Genomic DNA, 21,888 nt, shown 5'->3' with positions numbered 1-21,888 from the left:
GATGGGGGGACTCCCTCGCGCAAATATCGATAGTCGTCACAACGTATCGCGCCGGAAATCTCGTGGCAATGCATCGGAGGGGGCCTTTCGGCCCCCTCCCTCGTCAGGCGGCGTACGTCTCGAACTCGGCCACCCGCGGCGCGGCCGAGGCGCCGGTGATCTCGAAGGTGACCTTCTTCAGGGAGGTCGCGGTGAAGGTGATGGTGCCGGCGCCGGAGCCGGTCTTGAGGACGGCGCCGGTGTCGCCGTTGAGGAGCCGCCAGGCGCCGATCGCGCCGACGGCGCCGCTGTGCTCACGGATGACGGCGCGCGCGACGGTGGTGGCCGAGCCCCACTTGATCGAGATGGAGCCGGTGGTGCCGCTGGGCGACCAGTACGTGCTCAGGCTGCCGTCGCGGACGTCACCGTAGCTGGTGCCGCTCGCCTTGCTGGAACCGTCGGAGCCGGCGCCGATGCTGAGGTTGGTCCCGCTCGGCGGCGGTGTGGTGGCGGGCGGTGTGGTGGCGGGCGGTGTGGTGGTGGGCGGCGTCGTCGTGGGCGGCGTGGTGGCGGGTGGCGTGGTCGGGTTCGTGGTGCCGCAGCTGCCGGTCGAGGTCCGCAGGCCGGTGTTGGCGCCGGCGGTCTGGCGGACGACGTCGGGCACGCAGGAGGCGTTGTCCAGGCGGTAGCTGTACGGGACGGAGACGCTGGTGGTGGAGGTCAGGTTCGGCCCGGCCGGGTTGGTGTCCTCGCCCGGCGCCGACCAGGTCACGTTGTCGAGAATGTTGCCGGCCACCTGCCAGTATCCGGCGGCGTCGGTGTAGAAGGTGCCGAGCACGTCCTTGGAGTCCTCGAAGTAGTTGTTCTCCACCTTGGCCTTGGCGCCGGCCCGGCTGTTGATGCCGGACTCGTTCAGGCGGTAGTAGTAGTTGTTGAAGATGTGGGCGACGCCGCCGCGCAGCAACGGCGTACGGGAATCGATGTTCTCGTATCGGTTGTGGTGGAACGTGATGAAGCTGTTGCCGGTGTCGCTCTCGCTCGACCCGATGAGCCCGCCCCGGCCCGAATTGCGCAGGATGCTGTACGACAAAGTGACGTACTCGGTGTCGTCCTTCATGTCGAAGAGCCCGTCGAAGCCCTCGGACTCGCCGCCGCTGGCTTCGAGCGTGACGTGGTCGACCCAGACGTTGCGGACGGTGCTCTCCATGCCGATGGCGTCGCCGCCGTTGGAGGTGGGCGAGCCCGACTTCTTGACGTTCCGCACCGTCACGTTCTGAACGATGATGTTGCTCGAGTCCCGGATATGGATGCCGAGCTGGTCGAACACGGCCCCACTACCGACCCCGATGATGGTGACGTTGCTGATCCCCTTCAGCTCGATCTTGTCAGCCGCGGTGTTGCAACTACTGCCGGAGACTTTGGTGGTGTTGCCGTGATTGATCGTCCCCTGCACCTCGATCGTGATCGGCGTGCTGCTGCTGGCGCGGCCGCACAAGGCCTGGTGAATCTGGGTGCCGGTGGTGGCCCGAACGGTGCTCCCGCCGTTCCCCCCGGTGGTGCCCCCGTTGACACTGGCGTAGCCCGTCGCCGTGCCCACAGCGGCCGCTTCGGCGTTCGGCGCCGCCAACGCCACCAGAACCGCCGCGCCGGCGACCCCCGTGACCAGGGCCGTAGCTGTCCGTACTCGCATGTCGCTCCTCCTCGCATACCTTTTCGGGCGCTGCCACGAACCAATGCCGTCTCCCACGCCGACCAGGATTCGCATGCAGGAAAGCGCTTACCTTGCTGCTTGTGCCGAGAATAGAAACCCGTCAATCCCCACGGCAAGCGTTTGCAGTGTTTGCAATTTCCGCTGCCCGTTGCCCGCTGCCCGCTGCCCGTTGCCCGTTGCCCGCCGCTGCCGCTGCCGTTGCCCGCCGCTGCCCGCCGCTGCCCGCCGCTGCCCGCTGCTACCCGCTGCTGGCGCTTCCAGCTGCTGCTGGCGCTCCCAGCTGCTGCTGGCGCTACCCGCTGCCGCTGCCCGCCCGCGCGTTTGCCGCGCCAGCGGCCTCGCCTTTGGCCGCCGACCGTCTGGTCCCGTTGGCCGTTTGCTCCCGTTGGCCGTTTGCTCCCGTTGGCCGTTTGCTCCCGCTGGCCGTTTGCTCCCGCTGGCCGTTTGCTCCCGCTGGCCGTCTCTCGCGTCGGCCGCTTTCGCCCGCCGGCCGTCTTCTGGCTACCGTCGACCTGTGATCTCGGCGCTCTCCGGTTTCGCGGTCATCGCCGTGATCGTCCTCGTCGGCTGGGTGGCCGGCCGCTGGGCCCGCCTCCCCGCTGAAACCGTCACGGTCGCGGGCCGGCTGGCATTCACGGTGCTGACCCCGTGCCTGCTGTTCACCAGCGCCTCGGCATCCAACCCGCGCGTGCTCTTCTCCTGGCCCCTGCTGGCCTCGGCGCTAGCCGCGTTCGCCTGCTTCGCCCTGCACGCCCTGATCACCCGCCACCGCGACCCCGGCACCCGAATAGTCGGCGCCCTGGCCGCCGGCTACACGAACGCCGGCTACATAGGCATCCCCGTGGCGGCCTACATGCTGCACGACGCCGCTCTGGTCGTCCCGATCATCATGCTCCAACTGCTGATCATCACCCCCGTCGCGCTGACCCTGCTCCAACTGGTGACCACGGGCCACACTTCCTGGCGCGCCTCACTGACAGCACCGCTGCGCAGCCCACTGAGTGTCGCGGTGGTCCTGGGCATAGTCGTAGCAGTGACCGGCGTCCACCTACCCTCCGTCATCACCGAGCCGGCCACCGCCATAGGCCAGGCCGCCGTCCCGGTAGTCCTGATCGCCTTCGGCATGTCCCTCTCCGGCGCCCGCGTCCTGGCCCCCGGCCCCGACCGAACACCCACCATCGCCGCGGTGACCCTCAAGACCACACTGATGCCAGCCATCGCCTCCCTGCTGGCCTTGGCATTGCCGCTTTCCCCCTCAGAGATCCACGCCGTCACGGTGCTGGCCGCCCTCCCCACAGCCCAGAACGTCTTCCTCTACGCCCAGTCCTTCAACGCCGGCGTCCCCTTGGTCCGCGACGCCGTGTTCTTGTCCTCCCTGCTCTGCGTACCCGTCCTGATAGCCCTGACTGTCGCCAACTCCCTGTAACCGGCCGTCCCCGTCACCTCCCTGGTCGCCTCCGGCCAAAGCCAAGCCCGCCCGTCGCCATGCGTTCTGGCTGTCACTCGGTGCCCTAGTCGTCGTTCGCCCGGCCTTGTTGGTGCCTCTGGCGCGGTGGATGTGCTGCGTCGCCGGGCAGTCGGCGCTTGATCATCGCTATCGTGGGCCGGTGACCGTAGCCAGCCCCGCCCAGCAGCACAGGGCCGGACGGCTACGGCGAGGACTTGCCGCCGTAGTAGCCGGCACAGCCCTGACCCTCGGCGTCCTGCTGCTCGCGCACGAAGCGGTCCCCGGCGCCACAGGCTCACTGGTGGACAGCGCCCTGCCCTGGGCTGCCGCCCCGGTCGTGCCGCTGATCGCCGTGGCCGTTCTGACCCGTCGGCGGTGGGCCATCGCGGCCACGGCAGTCCCGCTTCTGATCTGGGCGGCGATGTTCGCCCCGTCTTTGACCGACCGAGCGACTGCCGGCCCGCACGATCTGCGCGTCGCCTCCCTCAATCTGGGCTCCGCCGCTCCGGACGCCGCGCTGGCCCCACTCCTGCGAGCCACCCCCGACGTGATCGTCCTGGAGGAGATCACCACCGCCGACCGGAAGGCCGTAACCGCCGCCCTGAACAGCGCTTACCCCCACCATGCCGCCGCCGGCACCGTGGCCGTCTTCAGCCGCTTACCGCTCTCGCACACCACCCCCGTCGACATCCGCATCGGCTGGACTCGCGCCCTCGCCACCACCGTGACCACCCCCAACGGCCCCGTCCGCGTCTACGCCGCACATTTGGCATCGGCCCGCGCCGACATGACCGCCAAGCGCGACCGCACCCTGGAGGCCTTGGCCGCCGCCGTGCATGCCGACCCCAGCCCCCGCCTGGTCCTGGCCGGCGATCTGAACACCGCGACCACCGACCGCCGCTTCGCCGCCTTGGCACCTTTACGCGACACCCAGCAGGACGCCGGCGCCGGTTTCGGCTTCACCTGGCCGGACACATTCCCGGTCGTACGCCCCGATCACCTCCTTCAACTCGGCATGGCCACCCGCCGCTCCTGGGTCCTGCGAGCTCCCGGCAGCGATCACCGAGCCGTCCTCGCCGACCTCGACACCACCGCCCCACCCGACGCCCGCTCCTGACTCGGGCCTCCGGCGCAGTGGCCGCGTTACCCAAGATGGCCGCCCAGCGCGATACCGTTGCTCTACGTGGATCTTGATCATGCGACGTTGTTGGTGGCCGGAGGTGTCGGCGCGGGCCTGACCGGCTCGATGGCCGGCCTGGCGTCGCTGGTCAGCTATCCGGTGCTCCTCGGCGTCGGCATCCCGCCCGTGGCGGCGAACGTGACCAACACCGTGGCCCTGCTTTCGAGCGCGGCGGGCTCCGCGGCCGGCTCCCGGCACGAACTTCGTGGTCAGGGCGGTCGCCTGCTCCGGCAGTGCGCGGTGGCCGCGGCCGGCGGTGCGGTCGGCGCGGTGCTGCTGCTCAGCACCCCGGCGTCGGCGTTCGAGCGCATCGTTCCCTTCCTTGTCGCTCTCGGTGGCGTCACGCTGCTGCTGCGCGATCCGCTGCGGGTCTGGTACGCGAAACCCGGCTTCCGCCCGCCCCTGGGCTTCAGCATCTTCTTCATCGCCATCTACGGCGGATACTTCGGAGCGGCCGCCGGCGTCCTCCTGCTGGCCGCCATGTCGTTGGCTGTAGCCGAGCCGCTTCCCGTGACGAACGCCGTCAAAAGCATCGTTCTAGGCGCCTCCAATCTCGTCGCCGCCATCCTCTACGCGCTGATCGCACCGGTTCACTGGACCGCGGCGGCGCTTCTCGCGGCCGGGTGCCTGGTCGGTAGCCGCCTCGGCCCGGTCCTCGTCCGCCGCCTCCCCGAGCGCCCGCTGCGCGTGACCATCGCGCTGGCCGCCCTGGGCCTGGCCGTCTCGCTCTGGCTCAACCCCTGAGCTCGCTTTCGTCCATACGAGCCCCTCAGCTCCTCCACTGCCTGGCGGCTGCGGGTCTCCACAGCGCGGCCGCCAGTCCGAGGACGAGGCAGCACGCCACGGAGGCGGCGACCGCCGGCCAGGAGACGGAGACGGGTACATGGGCGCCGATCTGCGCGCTGAGCGACCGGGCGGACCCAGCGATCGCGAGCAACCCCGCCCCACCACCGAGGAGAGAGCCGATCGCGACCACGAGGGTCGTCTCCAGGGCCACGGCCCGCAGCACCTGGCCGCGTGAGGCGCCGGCCAGCCACAGCACACGATGGTCCGGCCCGCGGCGACGGGCTGTCATGAGCAGCGTGTTGGCCACCGCCAGGGCGCCGGTTCCGGCCGAGACGGCCAGCAGCAGCATGGTGAACAGGCGGACGAGCCGGTCGTCCTCGGCGTCGGCCTGGCGGGCGATCTCGCCGGGGCTCGCTGCCCGAGCGCCCACGGGAACCGGGCCCGGCGGCACGGGGTAGGCGCCAGGCGCGAGCGCTGAAGGATCGTGCCGGCGCACAGTGTCCCGGCTCAGGACGAGGTCGGTCGCCAGCGGGCCTGACGGCGCTGTTCCGGCCACCCGCACGGTTTCCCGCTCGCCGTCGGCGAATGTGAGCGTCACGGAACGCCCATACCGCCCGGCGGCCTCCGCGGAGACCAACGCGGTGCCCGCGGCCACCGACTCGGCCCCGCTGACCGCCACGGGGGACCGCTCGACGTAGACGGTCGTGTCCAGCGGGGCGCTGGCCGAAGCGCTGTCGGGCAGGCCGGGGGTCCCGTCGGGGACGAGCACGGTTTCCGCGCTGATCGTGTTGGCGCGGCGCGTCTCCCAGGCGGCCGTCGAAGTCTGAGCCGTACCCGTGACGAAGACGGCGAACGCCACAGTGAACAGAACGGGCGCAGCCGTGGAGGATGTGCGGCGCACGGCGGTACGGGCGCTTTCGCGGGCCAGCACGGCGGTGACGCCGGGCCAAGGACCGAGCAGGACGCGGATCAGCGCCGGAACGACGGCCGGGGCCAGCAGGACCGTCGCAGCGACCAGGGCCATGGCGCCGAACAGGGCGTACGTGCCCACGTCGCGTAGGTCATCGGCGCCAGCGGCGGCGATGCCCGCGCCGGTGGCGGCCGCCGACATCGTCAGACCGCTGATCCACCGTCCTCGGCTCATCGCGCGCGGCTCGACCCGGGCGACCCGCAGCGCTTCGATCGGGCTGGTCCGAGCGGCCCGGCGCGCCGCCAGAGCCGTGCCGGCCAACGAGATCAACGGCCCGGCCGCGCACGCCACCGCCAGAACCCAGGGCTGCCAGCGCACGGCATAGCCGCGCGGCTCGAGCCCGGCACCGACCAGGAACCGGGCCAGGAACAGGGCGGCAAGCGCACCGAGCAGGACGCCGACCGGCGCGGCGCGCAGCCCCAACAGCAGGGCCGATCGCTGCAGCATCGAACGAACCTGGCGCGGCGTGGCGCCGATCGCCCGAAGCAGCCCGATTTCGCGGCGGCGCTGGTCGACCGCGTACGCCGAAGTCGTAGCGATCAGAAAGACACAGGCGAATCCGGCCAGCGCGGTGGTGGCGGTGAGCACCTGCATGCCGATCCATCGGGTGCGGGCATCGGCACGCGGCTCGGCGACACCCCGCGCGTCGCCGGTCGAGACCGTCCCCGCCGACCCGACCACGGTCTGCACGGCCGCGGCCGATGCCGGCCCGGAGACCCCGATGGCGCGTACGCCGGGACCCAGTCGTTCCGCGTCGGGCCGGGAGAAGTAGACACCACGCCAGTCGGTGTGTCCGCTGACCCGCCAGGTATGGGGACCGGCAGCGGTCAGCAGGGTGATGGTGGCGCCGACCGGCACGCCCAGCGACCGGTCGACGATCACCTCGCCCGGTCCGGGCGGCCCTTCGCCGAGCCAGGCGTGGCCGGTGGTGCTGTCGGTGACCGGGCGCCCGTCGAGCACCGGCTGGGCGTAGAAGCGGTGGTCGACGGCCACGGCCTCGACGCCGGGCACCGAGCGGAGTCGCTCGGCCAGGGACTGCGCCTCCGAAGCGGACCAGGGCACCGGCTCGGCGAACGCGTCCGCTCGATTGGCAGCGTCCGGGCTGGTCACAACTATGGCGAAGTCGGCCAAGCGGTCAGGCACCCGCGGATGACCGGAGGTGAGCAGGAGCAGAAAGGTCGTCACGATCGTCGTGCCCAGCAGAACCGCGAGGAACGTGCCGCGCCGGTCGACGCCGAGTTCCCGACCCCGCCTCAGCACGACCGCTCCATGGCGGTCATGCGGTCGGCCACGGCGGCCGCGTCGGCGCCGGCCAGTTCCTCGATGACCCGGCCGTCGACCAGAAGCAGGACGCGGTCGGCGACCGCGGCCGCCACCGGGTCGTGCGTGACCAGCACGATCGTTCGCTCGTGCTCGTCGACCATGCGCCGCATCAGGGCCAGGACGTGGTGGGAGGTCGCCTTGTCCAAAGCGCCGGTCGGCTCGTCGGCGAAGACGACGGCCGGCTGGGTGAAAAGGGCCCTGGCGATAGCCACCCGCTGTTGCTGACCGCCGGAGAGCTCACTGGGCCGGTGTGACGCCCGATCGGCCAGGCCCACCGCGGCCAGCGCCGCTGTCACCTCGGCCGGGTCGGCTCGGCGACCGGCCAGCCGGGCCGGCAGCGCGACGTTCTGCGCGGCGGTCAGCGACGAGACGAGGTTGAATTCCTGGAAGACGAAGCCGATGCGGTCGCGGCGGAACCGGGTGAGCGCGTTGCCGTCGAGTCTGCCCAGCACTGTGCCGTCCACCGTGACCGTGCCCGATGTGGAGGGTTCGAGGCCGGCGGCGCAATGCAGCAGGGTCGACTTGCCCGAACCGGACGGGCCTATGATCGCGGTGAAGGTGGATCGCTCGAATCCGACCGTCACGCCGTCGAGCGCCGTCACGGTCCCCGCCGTGGCCTGATAAGTCTTGCTTAGCTCGCGCAGGAAGACTGTCATGCGACGACGATCGGGCACGGAGGCGTCGCTGTCGTCAGACCGGAGTCTGTCAACCCGTGGTCTGACGCGGTCGGCGCCCGCCGTCGATAATGTCGGTGGCGTGATTCTTCGCCGATTGATGGATGTCGCTCTGGCAGCAGCCGCCTGGCTGATCTGCTTGTATGCGGCCGCCGAGGACGGCAGCCACCACGAGCCGCCCTGGCTTACCTTCTCGACCGCGACGCTGCTCAGCGTGCCGCTCCTGGTTCGCCGGCCATGGCCAGTCGCTGCCACACTCGTCGTGGGCGTGAGCGCGGGCGGCGCGCTGGCGACCGGCATCGTGCCCGACTTCGCCTCCGCCGGCCCCCTGTTCGCCGTGGCCGTCATGCTTTTCACCCTGGGGCTGTACGCCGCGGCCCCCTGGAGTATCAGGGTCGCGGCAGCGACGACCATCGTCCTGTTGATCGGAACAGTGGCGGCCGACATCTCGGCTGATGGGCCCGGGCTGGCCGGCACCGTGTTCGCGGCGCTGATCTGCGCGACGAGCTGGGCGCTCGGCTGGACCCTCCGTGAGCGACGGCGCCAGGCACGGCTGGCCGTCGTCCGCGCGACCGAGCGGGCCGTCTCCGAGGAGCGGCTGCGGATCGCGCGGGAGATGCACGACATCATCGGCCACAGTCTGAGTCTGATCGCGGTCAAGGCGGCCATCGCCAACCATGTGGCCCAACAGCGGCCCCAAGAGGTGCCCGCGGCGCTGGCGGTGATCGAGGCGACGAGCAAACAAGCCCTCGAGGAGCTGCGCCGGTCGGTGGGCGAGCTGCGGACCGCACCCGACTTCACCGCGCCCCCGGCGCTGCGCGACCTCACCCAGCTGGCCGATCAGGCCGCTTCGGCGGGGGTGGCGGTCAGCCTGGAAGTGCGCGGGGGAGACGACGCGCCTGACGGTGTGGTTCTGGCCGCCTACCGGATCGTGCAGGAGTCCCTGACAAACGTGGTGAAGCACGCGGCGCCGGCGAAGTGCCGGGTGGACGTGGCCGCGTCCGACGGCCAGCTGAGGATAGAGGTCGCCGACGACGGGACGCGACGGCCCGCCCCGGCCAGGGACGGGATGGGGCTGGCCGGCATGCGCGAGCGGGTCGCCGCCTATGGCGGCAGTTTCAAAGCGGGGCCGCGCTCGGCCGGCGGGTTCGCGGTGGTTGCCACTCTTCCTTACGGAGGTACGCCGTGACGGCCGAACAGACTGTGCGGGTGCTGATCGCGGATGATCAGGAACTCTTGCGGGCGAGCTTCCGGCTACTGATAGAGCTGACACCGGGACTCGAGGTGGTGGGGGAGGCGGGTAACGGGTCCGAGGCGGTGGAGCTGGCTCGCCGCGAGCAACCCGACGTCGTGCTGATGGACATTCGGATGCCGGAGGTCGACGGCATTCAGGCCACCCGGCTGATCTGCGGTGACGCGCGGACGCCCGACACACGGGTGTTGATCCTGACGACCTTTGACTTCGACGTGTACGTCTTCGCGGCGCTGCGAGCCGGAGCGAGCGGATTTCTGCTCAAGGACGTGGCGCCGAACGACCTGATCGCCGCGATCCGCGCGGTGGCGGCCGGGGATGCCTTGCCGGCTTCGGCGGTCACCCGGAGCCTGATCGCACGCTTCGCGGCGAGTAGTTCCCGCTCGGAGAGCGATCACCCGATCACCGGACTCGACCACGTCACCGATCGCGAGCGCGAGGTGCTGGTGCTGATCGCGGGTGGCATGTCGAACGCGGAGATCGCGGACCGTCTTCGGCTCGGGCTGGCCACGGTGAAGACCCACATCACTCGTCTGCTGGCGAAGTTGCACGCGCGTGACCGCGCCCAGCTGGTCATCACCGCTTACGAGTCGGGCCTGGTGGTCGCCTCTCACCATCGGGACGGGAGGCCGGTCGCCGGTGCGCTGGACCAATGAGGTTGGGCGCTGGACGAATGAGGTGCGCGCTGGATTGACGAGGTGGGCGCTGGATTGACGAGGTGGGCGCGGGATTGACGAGGTGGGCGCGGGATTGACGAGGTGGCGCTGGATTGACGAGGTGGGCCGCGACCTCGCGTGTCGCGGCCCGGGTGGCGCCGGTCGGGCTACTTGGTGGCGGGAGCGTTGCTCGGAGCGTCGGCGGAGGAGGGGGTAACACGGTCGTGGCTCAGTGAGGAACGGGCGGTCTCGCGAGTGACCAGGACGGAGATGACGGTGAGGACGGAGGCGATCGTCATGTAGATGGCCACGGCGGTGGTGTTCGGGTTGTCGGTGCTGCCGAGCAGGCGTACGGCGATGATCGGGGCCAGCGCGCCGGCGAAGATCGAGGCGAGCTGGTAGCCGACCGAGGCGCCCGTGTAGCGGACCGATGTGCCGAAGAGCTCCGAGAAGAACGCGGCCTGTGGGGCGTACATCAGGGCGTGCAGGATCAGCCCGACGACCACCGCGAGCGTGATCAGGCCCTCGGAGCGGCTGCCGACCAGGTCGAAGAAGAAGAACGACCACACCGCGACGCCGACCGCGCCCACGAGGTAGAGCGGGCGCCGGCCCACCCGGTCGGAGAACGCGCCGATCACAGGAATGACCACGAATTGCACCACCGAACCGATGAGGAGGGCGCTCAGGATCATGTCCCGGTCGGACTTCTCGCCGGCGTACGTGGTCAGGAAGGTGATGGAGATGACCGTGAACAGGTAGTAGGAAATGTTCTCGGCCAGGCGCATGCCCATCGCGACCAGGACCTCGCGCGGGTAGCGGCGCACCACCTCGAGCAGCGGCTGGTGCCGCTCGGTGAGGCGCTCGCGAGCCGACTGGAACAGCGGCGACTCCTCGACGGACAGTCGCACCCACAGACCGACCAGAACCAGAACGGCACTGAGGAGGAACGGAATGCGCCAGCCCCACGCGTTGAACGCCTCGTCCGACTGCACCGCGGCGAGCACCCACAGCACACCGGTGGCGAGCAGATTGCCCAGGGCCACGCCGGCCTGCGGCCACGACGTCCACAGTCCGCGGCGCTTGTCGTCGCCGTGCTCGGCGGCCATCAACACCGCGCCGCCCCACTCACCGCCGACCGCGAAACCCTGGGCGAGGCGACATACGAGCAGCAGGATGGGGGCGGCCACTCCGATGGTCGCGTATGTCGGCAGCAAGCCGATCGCGATCGTCGCCAGGCCCATCATCAGCAGGGAGACGACCAGCATCTTCTTGCGGCCGACCCGGTCGCCGAAATGGCCGAAGACTATGCCGCCGAGCGGGCGGGCGACGAAACCTAGTGCGTATGTGCCGAACGCCAGCAGCGTCGCGGTCGCGGGATCGGAAGAGGGGAAGAACAACGAGCCGAAGACCAGCGCGGCGGCGGAGCCGTACAGGAAGAAGTCGTACCACTCGACGGCGGTGCCGACCAGGCTGGCGAAGATCACCTTCACGAGGGGTGTTCGAGGGGTGGCAAGCGTCGGCATGAGGGCCTCTCCTGACTGTGATCGGGGCCACATTGTCAGGTGACGATATGCCGCGGACCGGTCGGGATCCCATGGCCGCCGCGCCCATAGCCTGTGGGGCGGGTGTGTTGCTGTCCTACATGCTCAGTCGATGGAGGCGCAGGGCGAGGCGCACGTCCAGGGAGCGCTCCGGGTCCTGCCAGCCGGTGCCGAGCAACTGCGTGACCCGGTCGAGTCGCTGACTGACGGTGTTGACATGGACGTGCAGCTCCTCGGCGGCGCGCGCCAGGCCGCCGCCGGCGGCGAAGTAGGCGTCGAGTGTGTGCATGAGGGCTGTGCCGCGCTTGTCGTCGTACTCGATCACCGGGCCCAGCGTGCTCGCCACGAAGCCGAGGACGTCGTGCCGCTGGCCGTCGCCGAGCAGCAGGCCGACGTAGCCGAGCTCGGCCGCGCTCGCGCCCGTGCCGGTGCGCCCGAGGGCGACGAGGGCGCGGACGCAGCGCTCGGCCTCCCGGTGAGCCGCGGCGACGGTCGCGGAGCCAGCCACAGGACCGGCGGCTTCCCCGACCAGGCCGGCGGCGCCGGCGGTGAAAGGGCTGGCGGCACCGGCAGAAAAGGGGCCGGCGGCGCCGGCGGTTACGGGGCGGCCCAGTTCGCGGTGGGCCTCCTTGGCGACTGAGCGGGCGGCTTGGCCGGGGTCGGTGCCGGGCAGCAGCAACGTTGTGCGGCCGTCGCGGGTCATGGCCAGGCCGCTGCGGGTTGCGGCGAAAGTGCGGGCCCAGGAGGTGATCTGGGTGCCGTCGGCGACGACGACCACGTGGGGGGCGTCCAGGTCCACGTTGAGGCGGGCGGCCCTGGAGCGCAGCGCGGCCGGGTCGCGGTCGGGGTGGCTGATGAGGTCGTCCAGGAGTTCGTCGCGTACCTGTGCCTCGGCCTCGGCGACCGTGCGGCGGAACAGGAGCAACAGGGCGGTGATCTGCGCGGCGCGCTCCAACGTTCGCTGGTCGGCCTCCGACAGCGGGCTTGCGGGCTGGAAGACCAGGGCGCCCAGGTCGTCGGTGCCGGCTACCACGGCGGCTACGTAGAGGGGGCCCCTTCGTACGCTTCGGCCCTCGGCGCGGGAAGCGGCTATCGCCTCGGCCAGCATCGCGGGGGGAGGGGAGGGCAGGGAGCCGGCGGCGGCCAGGCGGCGGCCGGTGGCGTCGAAGACCAGGAGGGTGCCGTCCAGGACGTCTACCAGGTCGTGGGCTACGTCTTCCACGCCGCCGCCCCGCAGGACCAATGTCGTCAGGCGGTCGTGGGCGGCCGCGGCTCGTTCCACGGCCTCGTTGGCGGCCGACAACTCGGTCAAAGCGGTGCGGGTCTCCGTCAGCAGGCGGGCCGCGTCGATCGCCACCGCGGCGTGGGCGGCCAAGGAGACCAGCAGCGCCACCTCCTCGCGGGCGAACGGGCGCTCCGTGCGGTTCGCCGCGAACAGGACGCCTATCACCTCCGCGCCCAACTTCAGAGGTACGCCGAGGATCGCCACCAGGCCCTCGTCGCCTACGCCCCGGTCGATGTCGCTCGTGTGCTCGAAACGGGCGTCGCCCGCGTAGTTCGCCGTCACGTACGGGGTGCCCCGCAGCGCGACCAGGCCGCCCAGGCCGGCGCCCGGCGCCAGGCGGAGACTCTGGAAACTGGCCGCCACCGAGCCGTCCGTTATGCGCATGTACGTGTCGCCTCGGGCCGTGTCGTTCAGCGTCATGTACGAGACGTCGGCGTTGAGCAGCGTTCGCGCCCGGTGGACGATCGCGCGCAGCACCGCGTCCAGGTCGCGCAGGGCGGCCAGGTCGCTCGCCGTGTCGTACAGGGCGGAAAGCTCCTCCTCCCGCCGGCGGCGGCGCTCCAGCACCGCCCGTACCTGAAGCGCCCGCAGTTTTGCCCGCTCCAGTTCGGCCAGCTCCGGCGGGGATGCGCCGGCCTCCCGCGCCGCGATCAGCGGCTGCTCGAACTCGGCGGGGGCGGCCTCCCGGGCCAGCAGCTCGAAGAACTCCAGCATGTTCAGTGCGCTGTCCAGCCGCCGTCGAGCGGGATGGACGCGCCCGTGATCATGTCGGCGGCCGGCGAGCACAGGAACGCCACGGTCTCGGCCACCTCGTCCGGCTCGATCAGGCGTTTGATCGCCGCGCGGTCCAGCATCACCTTCGTGATCACCTCGTCCTCCGTGACGCCGTGCTGTTTCGCCTGGTCGGCGATCTGCTTGTCGACCAGGGGAGTACGGACGAAGGCCGGGTTCACGCAGTTCGACGTGACGCCGTGCCCGGCGCCCTCCAGCGCCACCGTCTTCGACAGGCCCTCCAGGGCGTGCTTCGCCGTCACGTACGCGGCCTTGAACGGCGACGCGATCAGCCCGTGCACCGAGGAGATGTTGACGACGCGGCCCCAGCCCCGCCCGTACATGTGCGGCAGCACCCGCCGCACCAGCTGGAACGGAGCCTCCACCATGACCTTCTGCAGGTACGCGAACCGCTCCGGCGGGAACTCGTGCAGCGGCGCCACATGTTGCAGACCCGCGTTGTTGACCAGCACGTCCACGTCCGCCCGCAGCCCGTCGACCGCCGCCTCGCGGGCCAGGTCGACGGCGACCGGCTCACCGTGGATCTCGGCCGCCACCTTCTCCGCGGCCACCCGGTCGACGTCGACGACCAGGACGTACGCCCCGGCGGTGGCCAACCGCAGGGCGCACGCCCGCCCGATCCCGCTGCCGCCACCGGTGACCATCGCGGTACGCCCCGCAAGGTCGAGCTCGACCACCCCAGTCGTCGTCATGGACCCGAACCTACCCACATGACAGGGCCGTACCCCATGGCTCACCCACACATAGCCGCCGGACCTCCTATGTGACGGGCCCCCTGGACCTGATCGAAATATGTAAGATCGTCAACGCTAAGAACCGCGTTTCCCTCGCAGAAAGATGCTCGATGTCTGACGAGATGGTCCTTCGGGCCCAGCAGTTCATCAACCAGACGTATGCCAACGGCGCGAAGCTGGGCATCTCGAAGGTTCCGGAGGACGGCCAGACCGGCTGGACCACGATGTACGCCCTGACCCGGGCCCTGCAGTACGAAATGGGCATCACCTCCCTGTCGAACACGTTCGGGCCGACCACACTGTCGACCCTCCAGTCGAAGTATCCGAAGCTGAACGCGTCCACCGTGCCGTCCTGGGCCTTCGGCTGCATCCTGCAGTCCGCCCTGTACTGCAAGGGCTACGACGGCGGCGGGATCGACGGCATCTACAGCGCCCGGGTCCAGGCGTCGGTGGCCTCGCTGAAGCAGGACATGGGCGTCGCCGGTGCTTTCCCGGGCGGTGACCTGGAGCCCAAGGTGGTCAAGGCGCTGTTCAACATGGACGCGTACGTCACCGTCAACAACGGCTCGGACACCATCCGCAGCATCCAGCAGTGGATGAACGGCCGGTACGTCGGCCGCCGCGACTTCTACATCATCCCGTGCGACGGCCACCACTCGCGCGACGTGGCCACCTCGATGCTCTTCGCGATCCAGTACGAGCTGGGCATGGCCGACGGCACCGCGAACGGCGTCTTCGGCCCGGGCACCCAGAGCGGCCTCAAGCAGCACACCGTCGAGAACGGCGCCACCGGCGTGTGGGCGCGGCTGTTCACCGCGGCCATGCGGCTGAACGCGCGGAACGTCGCCTTCGGCGATTTCACGGCCGACGTCAAGGGGGAGGTGGAGCTCTTCCAGTTGTTCTCGAAGCTGCCGGTCACCGGGACGGGCAACTTCGCGACCTGGGCGTCACTTCTGGTGTCGTACGGCGACCAGACCCGCAGCGGCGAGGCGTGCGACGGGGTCACCAAGATCACCCCGGCCCGGGCGCAGGCGCTGAAGGCCGCCGGATACAAGTACATCGGCCGGTACCTCTACAACCCGTCGAAGACCGACCTGCCGGAGAAGCAGATCCAGCCGGGTGAGCTCGACACCATCAAGGAGTACGGGCTGCGGTGCTTCCCGATCTTCCAGACGTGGTCCCGGTCGACTGACTACTTCAGTTACGAGCAGGGGAACACCGACGCGTACAACGCCATCGAGTGGGCCAAGATCCACGGCTTCAAGGCCGGCACGATCATCTACTTCGCCGTCGATTACGACGCCCTGGACGCCGAGGTCACGCGGTACATCATTCCGCACTTCAAAGGCATCTGGGAGGCCATCGGCGAGAGCTCGCACTACGAGGTCGGCATCTACGGCCCGCGTAACGTGTGCCAGCGCGTCTCCGACGCCGGATACGCCGTGACCTCGTTCGTCTCCGACATGTCGTCCGGATTCTCCGGCAACCTCGGCTACCCACTGCCGAAGAACTGGGCGTACGACCAGATCGTCACCAAGAAGATCGGCTCCGGCAGCGGCGCCATCGAGATCGACAACAACATCGCCTCCGGGCGTGACATCGGCCAGAACGACTTCGCCCCGGCGCCGGAATACGTCAACGGCCTCGACGTCGACTTCGACGAGACCTACCGATCGGCCCTGCTGCGGGACGTGCAGGCGTACCAGGAGTCGATCGGCACCCCGGAGACCGGCGGAGAGGGATGGAAGGACAAGGAGTGGGCCACCTTCAATCAGGTGACCACGACGGAAGCCTTCAACACCCTGATGAACATGGACGTCGTGTTCACCAACCTGGCCCGGAAGCTCCGAATCCGGAAGGCCCTCATCCAGGCGCCGGTGCTGTGGGAGCTGCGCCATCTGTGGTTCCAGGACGCCGTTCTCGACGACGCGGTCCGGAAGGGCCTTGTCGACGACTGCAGCACCGGTCTCGGACAGATCTACGCCAAAGTCGCCATCGAGTCCCGCAACTGGTGCATCGACCAGGGGATCATCAACGGAGTGAAGCTGAGCAACGGCTACCTGCGGGCCGTCTGGGACCGGCTGCAGGAACCGGCGTACAACATCCAGTCGGTCGCGTACCTGACGATGTACAACGCCCACCAGGTCGGCCTTCCGATCCCCACCCTGACCACCAGCATGGCCGACGTCGGGAAGATCATCGCCCGGTACAACGGCACCCTCGAGGACAACGGCGCGCCGGACGAGGACGTCCTGCTGTACGGACGCCAGGTGACCGGCCTGTACAGCGTGCTGGAGAGCTACAACGCGCTCTGCCGGGCGGCTGCTTGACCCGGGAGGGCGGCGGCAAGGATGGGCACGTGCGGAGACTGTTGACGGCCGTCGGCCTGAATGTCGTGCTGGGAATTCCCGGCGTCGTTCCGATCGCCCTGACTTATCACTGGCTGAACGACCCGGAGTTCGTGTCCAAACTGCTCCTGTTCCCGATCGCCGGGCTCGCCGTCGGCATCTGGTGCCTTCTCAACTGGGGGCTGTGGCGGCGCGAACTGGTGCCCGCCTGGTCGTACTGGCCGGCCTGTGTCGTCGCCTTCTTCCTGCCCTCCCTCGCCTTGATCGCATTTCTCTAGAAAGGAACACCGAGACAGATGAGTCTCCGGATCAGCCGGCGGGTAGTTCTCCGCACCGGCGCGGCCGCCGTGGTCGCCGGCGCCGCCCTGCCCACCGCCGCGGCGCGGGCGCAGGCCCCCAGCAAGCCCCGGCGCGAGACGTCGGCCAACGGATGGCCGATCCAGGCCACCAAGGACGTCGACTCGCAGGTGTGGACCCGTACGGTGTCGGGCACCGGGCTGAGCGTGCCCGTGTCGATCGGCGACGCCGAGACGATCCTGCTGCACGTCGTGCGCCGGTTCCACTACGAGATCGAACAGATCCCCTCGATCGACCTGACCGGCTGGCAGCCGGCCGCCGAGGTGGCCAAGGGCCGGCCGGAGTCGAACCTGGCCTCCGGCAGCGCGGTCCGCATCCGCCCCGGCTCCCGCGCCAAGGGCGGGTTCTTCCCGCTGCAGGAGCTGGTGCTGCGCGACATCCTCGCCGACTGCGAAGGTGTGGTCCGGTGGGGCGGCGACGACGAACAGGTGGACGAGTCGCTGTTCTACATCGCGCTGGGTCCCCGCCACAAGCGTGTGCGGACGCTGGCCGACCGGTTCCGCGGCTTCGAGCGGAAGCCCGGCGCGGGCGCCGGCGTGAGCGTGGACTTCCTGGCCAAGCCCCGGCGCAGCCGGGCCGACGCGCTGGCCCGCGCCCAGCGGACGCGCTGACTCACGCCCGCGCGCCGGTGGCGGCCCAGCTGGCGATCAGGTTGAGGGCGTCCTGGTGCGGGGAGTTCGGTTCGGCGCTGTAGGCGTTCAACTGCAGCCCCTGGTCGGCGGTCAATTGCATCGACTCGTACGCGAGGTCGAGGTCGCCGACCAGGGGATGCCGCAGGCGTTTCACGCCGGTGCGGTGCTGGCGCACGTCGTGGGCGGCCCACCAGGTGCGGAATCGGTCGCTGCGGGTGGAGAGCTCGCCGATGAGATCGGTCAGGCCCTTGTCGTACGGGTTACGGCCGGCCTCGCCGCGCAGCAGGGCCACGACATCCTCGGCCACCTGCTCCCAGTCCCGGTAGAAATCCGGCGCGGCCGGATCGAGGTAGATGAAGCGGGCCAGATTGGGCGGCCCCTCGAACACCGGGGCGAACACGGCCCGGGCCAGATGGTTCGCGCCGAGGACGTCCAGGCGGCCGTTACGGACGTACGCGGGAGCCCCGGTCATGGCGTCCAGGAGCTGCTGAACGCCGGGGCGCAACTGCCGCGTGGTGCGGCGCCGAGGCGCCCGGGCGCTGCGATTGGCCTGCCGGGCGAGGTCGTACAGGTGCTCCCGCTCGGCCTCGTCCAGGCGGAAGGCCCGCGCCAGCGACTCGAGGACGCTCTCGGACACCCCGGAGAGATTGCCGCGTTCCAGCCGCGTGTAGTAGTCGACGCTGACCCCGGCGAGCATCGCCGCTTCCTCCCGGCGCAGCCCCGGCACCCGCCGGCCGGTCCCATAGGCGGGCAGCCCCGCCTGCGCGGGCGTGATCCGCGCACGCCGCGTGGTGAGGAAGTCCTTGATCTCACTCCGGTGGTCCATACCCCGACGCTACGTCGCCACCCGCCCGCCTGCGGTGGTCAGCCCACCTGGGGTGACCGGTAGAAGTTGACGCCTCTGTTTTCCCAGCGGGGATAGTAGGCGTGGATCCGGGTGCGGAACGACTCCCAGTCCTTGCGTGGCGACCAGCCGATCTCGGCGATCGCGGCCAGGCGGGGGAAGGCCATGAACTCGATGTCGTCGAGGTCGCGCAGGGTCTCGGACCAGAGCGGGGCCTCGACGCCGAGTACCGCGCGTTCGGGCACGTAGGTGGTGGGGTCCCAGTCGTACGCCGTCCGCACCTCGATGTAGCCGGCCCAGTTCAGCCCGAGCGGGGTCGACGGGTCGTACTTCATGTCGAGGTAGGCGCGGTTGGCGGGGGAGAGGACCACCTTCGAGGCGTGGACGGGGGTGAAGGTGGGCTCCTCGTTCCAGTACTGAAGGACGGCGTCTTTCGCGGCGGGTGCCTGGTCGATCTCATTCCAGCCGTACGGGGTTTTGCCGTATTTCGCGACCAGCGGTAGCACCCGCTGCTGGAAGGCGAGGTAGTCGGCCTCGGTCGTGGCGTGCGCCTCGTCGCCGCCGATGTGCAGGTAGGGGCCGGGGGTGAGAGCGGCCAGCTCGCGGATGACGTCCTCGACGAACCGGTAGGTGGTCTCCTGGCCGATGCACAGCGAGCTGTAGCCGACCGCGGTGTCGGTGCGTGGCGGCGGCGCGACACCGTCGCAGGTCAGTTCCGGGTAGGCGACCTGTGCGGCGTTGACGTGCCCGGGCATGTCGATCTCGGGGATGATCGTCACGTACCGGTCGGCGGCGTACCGCACGAGGTCGCGGTAGTCGGCCTTGGTCAGGAATCCGCCGCCGGTCCCGTCGACGCCGGTGCCCGGGGCGCCGCCGACCGCGGTCAGCCGCGGCCACGAGTCGATCTGGACGCGCCAGCCCTGATCGTCGGAGAGATGCAGATGCAGGTAGTTGATCTTGAATCGGCTGATCTCGTCGATGTAGCGCTTGACCTCGTCCGGGGTGTGGAAGTGGCGGGCCAGGTCGAGCATCGCCCCGCGGTAGGCGTACCGCGGCCGGTCGGCGATCTCGCCGCCGGCGACCACCCACGCGGCCCGTTGCGGCGTGGCGGCGTCGATCGCGGGCGGCAGGAGCTGCCGCAGGGTCTGCACGCCGTCGAACAGGCCGGCGTTGTCCCGAGCGTCGATGGTGATCGCGCTCTTGGTGACGGTCAGGCGATAACCGGGGCTTTCGTCCGTACGCAGCGAGATCTTGTTGGTTCGGGCCCGCTCGACCACGGGCAGCCGGTAGCCGGTGGCCGGCCGCAGCGCCTCGGCCAGCCGATTCGCGACATTTCGGGCCGAACGCGGCGCCTCGATGACCGTGCGGTCGGTGAGCCGGAACGTCGCCCCCTGCTGGCGTACCTCGAGCGGCGCCGGAACGACACTGCTCAGAGCGATGGCCGGGGCCTCGGCGGCGGGCACCGCCGGGGCCGCGGTCAGCGGCAGGGCGAGCGCCAGCAGGGCGGCAACGATGCGCATTCCTAGACGATAGACGCAGTTCGATCAGAGGTCAGGACGGGATGACGACGTTCTTGATCTCGGCCATGTAGCGGTTGCCGGCGGCGACCGCCTCGTCCGGGGTGCTGCCGTTCTGGCGGGCGTTCAGGTAGGCCGCGTACCAGTCCCACCAGTCGTGCGGCGGGGCCACCGCCTCGAAGGCGCCGTGGTGCTCGGCGGTCTCGTGCAGCAGGTCGGCCAGGGCCGCCACGTCACTGTTGCTCACAGTCGTCTCCTCAGGTTTTCGGTACGGCCAGCATCGCGCACCAGGGTGCCGGGCCGAACCCGTGGAGACCCTGGTCCGATCCCCGGGGGAGGTCTAAAACGTCTGAGCTTTGGGTAGCCCGGGATCATGTCCTCCGGAACCATTCGCACCGATGTCCCGGCCCGGCTCGACCGGCTGCCCTGGGCGCGCTGGCACTGGATGATCGTTATCGGGCTCGGCACGGTGTGGGTGCTCGACGGCCTCGAGGTGACGATCGTCGGTAACCTGTCGGGCCGGCTGTCCGAGTCCGGCAGCGGCCTCGACATCACCCAGAGTCAGGTCACCGGCCTCGGCGCGGCGATCTACGTGCTGGGCGCCTGTTGCGGCGCCCTGTTCTTCGGCTGGCTGACCGACCGGTTCGGCCGCAAGAAGCTGTTCATGGTCACCCTGGCCGTCTACCTGTTCGGCACGGCGATGACCGCCCTGTCGTTCGACCCGTGGTGGTTCTTCCTGTTCCGCTTCGTCACCGGGGCCGGCATCGGCGGCGAGTACGCGGCGATCAACTCGGCCATCGACGAGCTGATCCCGGCCAGGTACCGCGGCCGCATCGACCTGATCATCAACGGCACGTACTGGGCCGGCGCCGCGTTCGGCGCCCTGCTCACCGTGCCGATCCTCACCCAGCTGCCGGTCAGCTGGGGCTGGCGGGCGGCGTTCGGCCTGGGCGTCGTCCTGGGCCTGGTGGTTCTTCTCGTACGCCGGCACGTGCCGGAGAGTCCACGATGGCTGTTCATCCACGGCCGCGGCGAGGAGGCCGAGGCCCTGGTCGCCGACGTCGAGAAGACCGTGGAACGCGAGGACCACGTCACGCTCGACCCCGTCGACAAGAGCATCGAGATCCACACCCGCAAGACCATCGGGTTCGGCACCATCGCCAAGACCCTGATCACGAAGTACCCGAAGCGGGCCGGCCTGGGCTTGGCCCTGTTCATCGGCCAGGCGTTCCTCTACAACGCGATCACCTTCGGCTACGCGCAGATCCTGCAGACCTTCTTCGACGTGCCGTCGGGCAGTACGGGCTACTACTTCGCCGTCATCGCGGTCGGCAATCTGCTCGGCCCGCTGCTGCTGGCCTCGCTCTTCGACTCGGTCGGCCGCAAAATCATGATCACCGGCACGTACGTCCTGTCGGGGGTTCTTCTTCTGGGTACGGCGTGGCTGTTCAGCGCGGGCGTGCTGAACGCGGTGACGATGACCGCCTGCTGGTGTGTGGTGCTGTTCTTCGCCTCGGCCGGCGCCTCCTCGGCGTACCTCACCGTCAGTGAGATCTTCCCGATGGAGACCCGCGCCCTGGCCATCGCGTTCTTCTACGCGGTCGGCACCGCCGTCGGCGGCATCACCGGCCCGCTGCTCTTCTCCAACCTGGTCGGCACCGGCCAGGTCGGCGACACGGTGATCGCTTTCGTCATCGGCGCCGCCGTCATGATCGCCGGCGGCGTGGTCGAGGCCTTCCTGGGCGTCAAGGCCGAGCGCAAGAGCCTGGAGGACATCGCCACCCCGTTGACGGCGGCCTGAACGGGCACGGCCGTTGCCATCGGGTGCCATGCATGGTCAACTGGCTCTCACCTGCGGGA

The 21,888-nt window shown here is 69.9% G+C and carries 18 protein-coding genes; 9 read left to right on the top strand and 9 right to left on the bottom strand.

Annotated features, from left to right (window positions below):
- Window positions 1–103: 103 nt before the first annotated feature.
- Complete coding sequence (locus ACGFJ7_RS19645) at window positions 104–1,669, bottom strand: polysaccharide lyase family 1 protein (protein ID WP_392642940.1); 1,566 nt, start codon at window positions 1,667–1,669, stop codon at window positions 104–106.
- Window positions 1,670–2,204: 535 nt separating this feature from the next.
- On the opposite strand from ACGFJ7_RS19645, the gene ACGFJ7_RS19640 reads away from it, so the two are divergent.
- The 3 genes from ACGFJ7_RS19640 (at window position 2,205) to ACGFJ7_RS19630 (ending at window position 5,061) form a co-directional block, all read left to right on the top strand.
- Window positions 2,205–3,116 carry an AEC family transporter gene (locus tag ACGFJ7_RS19640; RefSeq protein ID WP_360251020.1) on the top strand — a complete coding sequence of 304 codons (912 nt, stop codon included), beginning with the start codon at window positions 2,205–2,207 and terminating at the stop codon, window positions 3,114–3,116.
- Between the two features lie 181 nt (window positions 3,117–3,297).
- A complete protein-coding gene (locus tag ACGFJ7_RS19635) occupies window positions 3,298–4,254 on the top strand; it encodes an endonuclease/exonuclease/phosphatase family protein (RefSeq protein ID WP_392642938.1) in 957 nt (318 codons plus the stop codon).
- Window positions 4,255–4,320: 66 nt separating this feature from the next.
- Window positions 4,321–5,061, top strand: a complete 741-nt coding sequence (locus ACGFJ7_RS19630) for a sulfite exporter TauE/SafE family protein (protein ID WP_360251015.1) — start codon at window positions 4,321–4,323, stop codon at window positions 5,059–5,061.
- A 25-nt stretch (window positions 5,062–5,086) separates the two neighbouring features.
- Here the strand turns inward: ACGFJ7_RS19630 and ACGFJ7_RS19625 are convergent, their stop codons facing one another.
- Together ACGFJ7_RS19625 and ACGFJ7_RS19620 are read right to left on the bottom strand one after the other, a co-directional pair.
- Complete coding sequence (locus ACGFJ7_RS19625) at window positions 5,087–7,333, bottom strand: FtsX-like permease family protein (protein ID WP_392642936.1); 2,247 nt, start codon at window positions 7,331–7,333, stop codon at window positions 5,087–5,089.
- Window positions 7,327–8,052: an ABC transporter ATP-binding protein gene (locus tag ACGFJ7_RS19620; RefSeq protein WP_392642935.1), complete on the bottom strand. Its 726-nt coding sequence runs from the start codon at window positions 8,050–8,052 to the stop codon at window positions 7,327–7,329. The genes ACGFJ7_RS19625 and ACGFJ7_RS19620 overlap by 7 nt, the downstream gene beginning before the upstream one ends.
- On the opposite strand from ACGFJ7_RS19620, the gene ACGFJ7_RS19615 reads away from it, so the two are divergent.
- Together ACGFJ7_RS19615 and ACGFJ7_RS19610 are read left to right on the top strand one after the other, a co-directional pair.
- Entirely contained in the window at window positions 8,051–9,259 is a 1,209-nt protein-coding gene (locus ACGFJ7_RS19615; RefSeq protein ID WP_392642933.1) for a sensor histidine kinase, read from the top strand. The two genes, ACGFJ7_RS19620 and ACGFJ7_RS19615, sit on opposite strands and share 2 nt — an antisense overlap.
- Window positions 9,256–9,978, top strand: coding sequence for a response regulator transcription factor (locus tag ACGFJ7_RS19610; RefSeq protein WP_360251003.1), 723 nt, complete (start codon window positions 9,256–9,258; stop codon window positions 9,976–9,978). The genes ACGFJ7_RS19615 and ACGFJ7_RS19610 overlap by 4 nt, the downstream gene beginning before the upstream one ends.
- A 167-nt stretch (window positions 9,979–10,145) precedes the next feature.
- Here ACGFJ7_RS19610 and ACGFJ7_RS19605 read toward each other — a convergent pair whose 3' ends face one another.
- The 3 genes from ACGFJ7_RS19605 to ACGFJ7_RS19595 form a co-directional block, all read right to left on the bottom strand.
- Window positions 10,146–11,501, bottom strand: a complete 1,356-nt coding sequence (locus ACGFJ7_RS19605) for an MFS transporter (protein WP_392642932.1) — start codon at window positions 11,499–11,501, stop codon at window positions 10,146–10,148.
- A gap of 115 nt (window positions 11,502–11,616) precedes the next feature.
- Window positions 11,617–13,518 carry a helix-turn-helix domain-containing protein gene (locus ACGFJ7_RS19600; RefSeq protein WP_392642931.1) on the bottom strand — a complete coding sequence of 634 codons (1,902 nt, stop codon included), beginning with the start codon at window positions 13,516–13,518 and terminating at the stop codon, window positions 11,617–11,619.
- Between the two features lie 2 nt (window positions 13,519–13,520).
- Window positions 13,521–14,288 (bottom strand): 3-hydroxybutyrate dehydrogenase, encoded by a 768-nt coding sequence (locus tag ACGFJ7_RS19595; protein WP_360250994.1) that lies wholly within the window; start codon window positions 14,286–14,288, stop codon window positions 13,521–13,523.
- Between the two features lie 152 nt (window positions 14,289–14,440).
- On the opposite strand from ACGFJ7_RS19595, the gene ACGFJ7_RS19590 reads away from it, so the two are divergent.
- The 3 genes from ACGFJ7_RS19590 to ACGFJ7_RS19580 are packed head-to-tail and all read left to right on the top strand — an operon-like array spanning window position 14,441 to window position 17,646.
- A complete protein-coding gene (locus ACGFJ7_RS19590) occupies window positions 14,441–16,660 on the top strand; it encodes a glycoside hydrolase domain-containing protein (protein WP_392642930.1) in 2,220 nt (739 codons plus the stop codon).
- A 29-nt stretch (window positions 16,661–16,689) separates the two neighbouring features.
- Window positions 16,690–16,956, top strand: coding sequence for a hypothetical protein (locus tag ACGFJ7_RS19585; RefSeq protein ID WP_392642929.1), 267 nt, complete (start codon window positions 16,690–16,692; stop codon window positions 16,954–16,956).
- An 18-nt stretch (window positions 16,957–16,974) separates the two neighbouring features.
- Window positions 16,975–17,646 carry a hypothetical protein gene (locus tag ACGFJ7_RS19580; RefSeq protein ID WP_392642928.1) on the top strand — a complete coding sequence of 224 codons (672 nt, stop codon included), beginning with the start codon at window positions 16,975–16,977 and terminating at the stop codon, window positions 17,644–17,646.
- Between the two features lies 1 nt (window position 17,647).
- Here ACGFJ7_RS19580 and ACGFJ7_RS19575 read toward each other — a convergent pair whose 3' ends face one another.
- The 3 genes from ACGFJ7_RS19575 to ACGFJ7_RS19565 are packed head-to-tail and all read right to left on the bottom strand — an operon-like array spanning window position 17,648 to window position 20,275.
- Window positions 17,648–18,493, bottom strand: coding sequence for a helix-turn-helix transcriptional regulator (locus tag ACGFJ7_RS19575; RefSeq protein WP_392642927.1), 846 nt, complete (start codon window positions 18,491–18,493; stop codon window positions 17,648–17,650).
- Window positions 18,494–18,531: 38 nt separating this feature from the next.
- Window positions 18,532–20,031 (bottom strand): beta-N-acetylhexosaminidase, encoded by a 1,500-nt coding sequence (locus ACGFJ7_RS19570; protein ID WP_392642926.1) that lies wholly within the window; start codon window positions 20,029–20,031, stop codon window positions 18,532–18,534.
- Window positions 20,032–20,062: 31 nt separating this feature from the next.
- Window positions 20,063–20,275 carry a bleomycin resistance protein gene (locus ACGFJ7_RS19565; protein ID WP_360250976.1) on the bottom strand — a complete coding sequence of 71 codons (213 nt, stop codon included), beginning with the start codon at window positions 20,273–20,275 and terminating at the stop codon, window positions 20,063–20,065.
- A gap of 126 nt (window positions 20,276–20,401) precedes the next feature.
- Here ACGFJ7_RS19565 and ACGFJ7_RS19560 point away from each other — a divergent pair, with 126 nt between their 5' ends.
- Window positions 20,402–21,829: an MFS transporter gene (locus ACGFJ7_RS19560; protein WP_360250973.1), complete on the top strand. Its 1,428-nt coding sequence runs from the start codon at window positions 20,402–20,404 to the stop codon at window positions 21,827–21,829.
- The last annotated feature ends 59 nt before the right edge of the window (window positions 21,830–21,888 follow it).

Source organism: Actinoplanes sp. NPDC048988, from assembly GCF_043197815.1.
Lineage (GTDB): Bacteria > Actinomycetota > Actinomycetes > Mycobacteriales > Micromonosporaceae > Actinoplanes.
The sequence above is the reverse complement of the archived record's forward strand: the minus strand, read 5'-3'. Positions and strand labels throughout refer to the sequence as shown.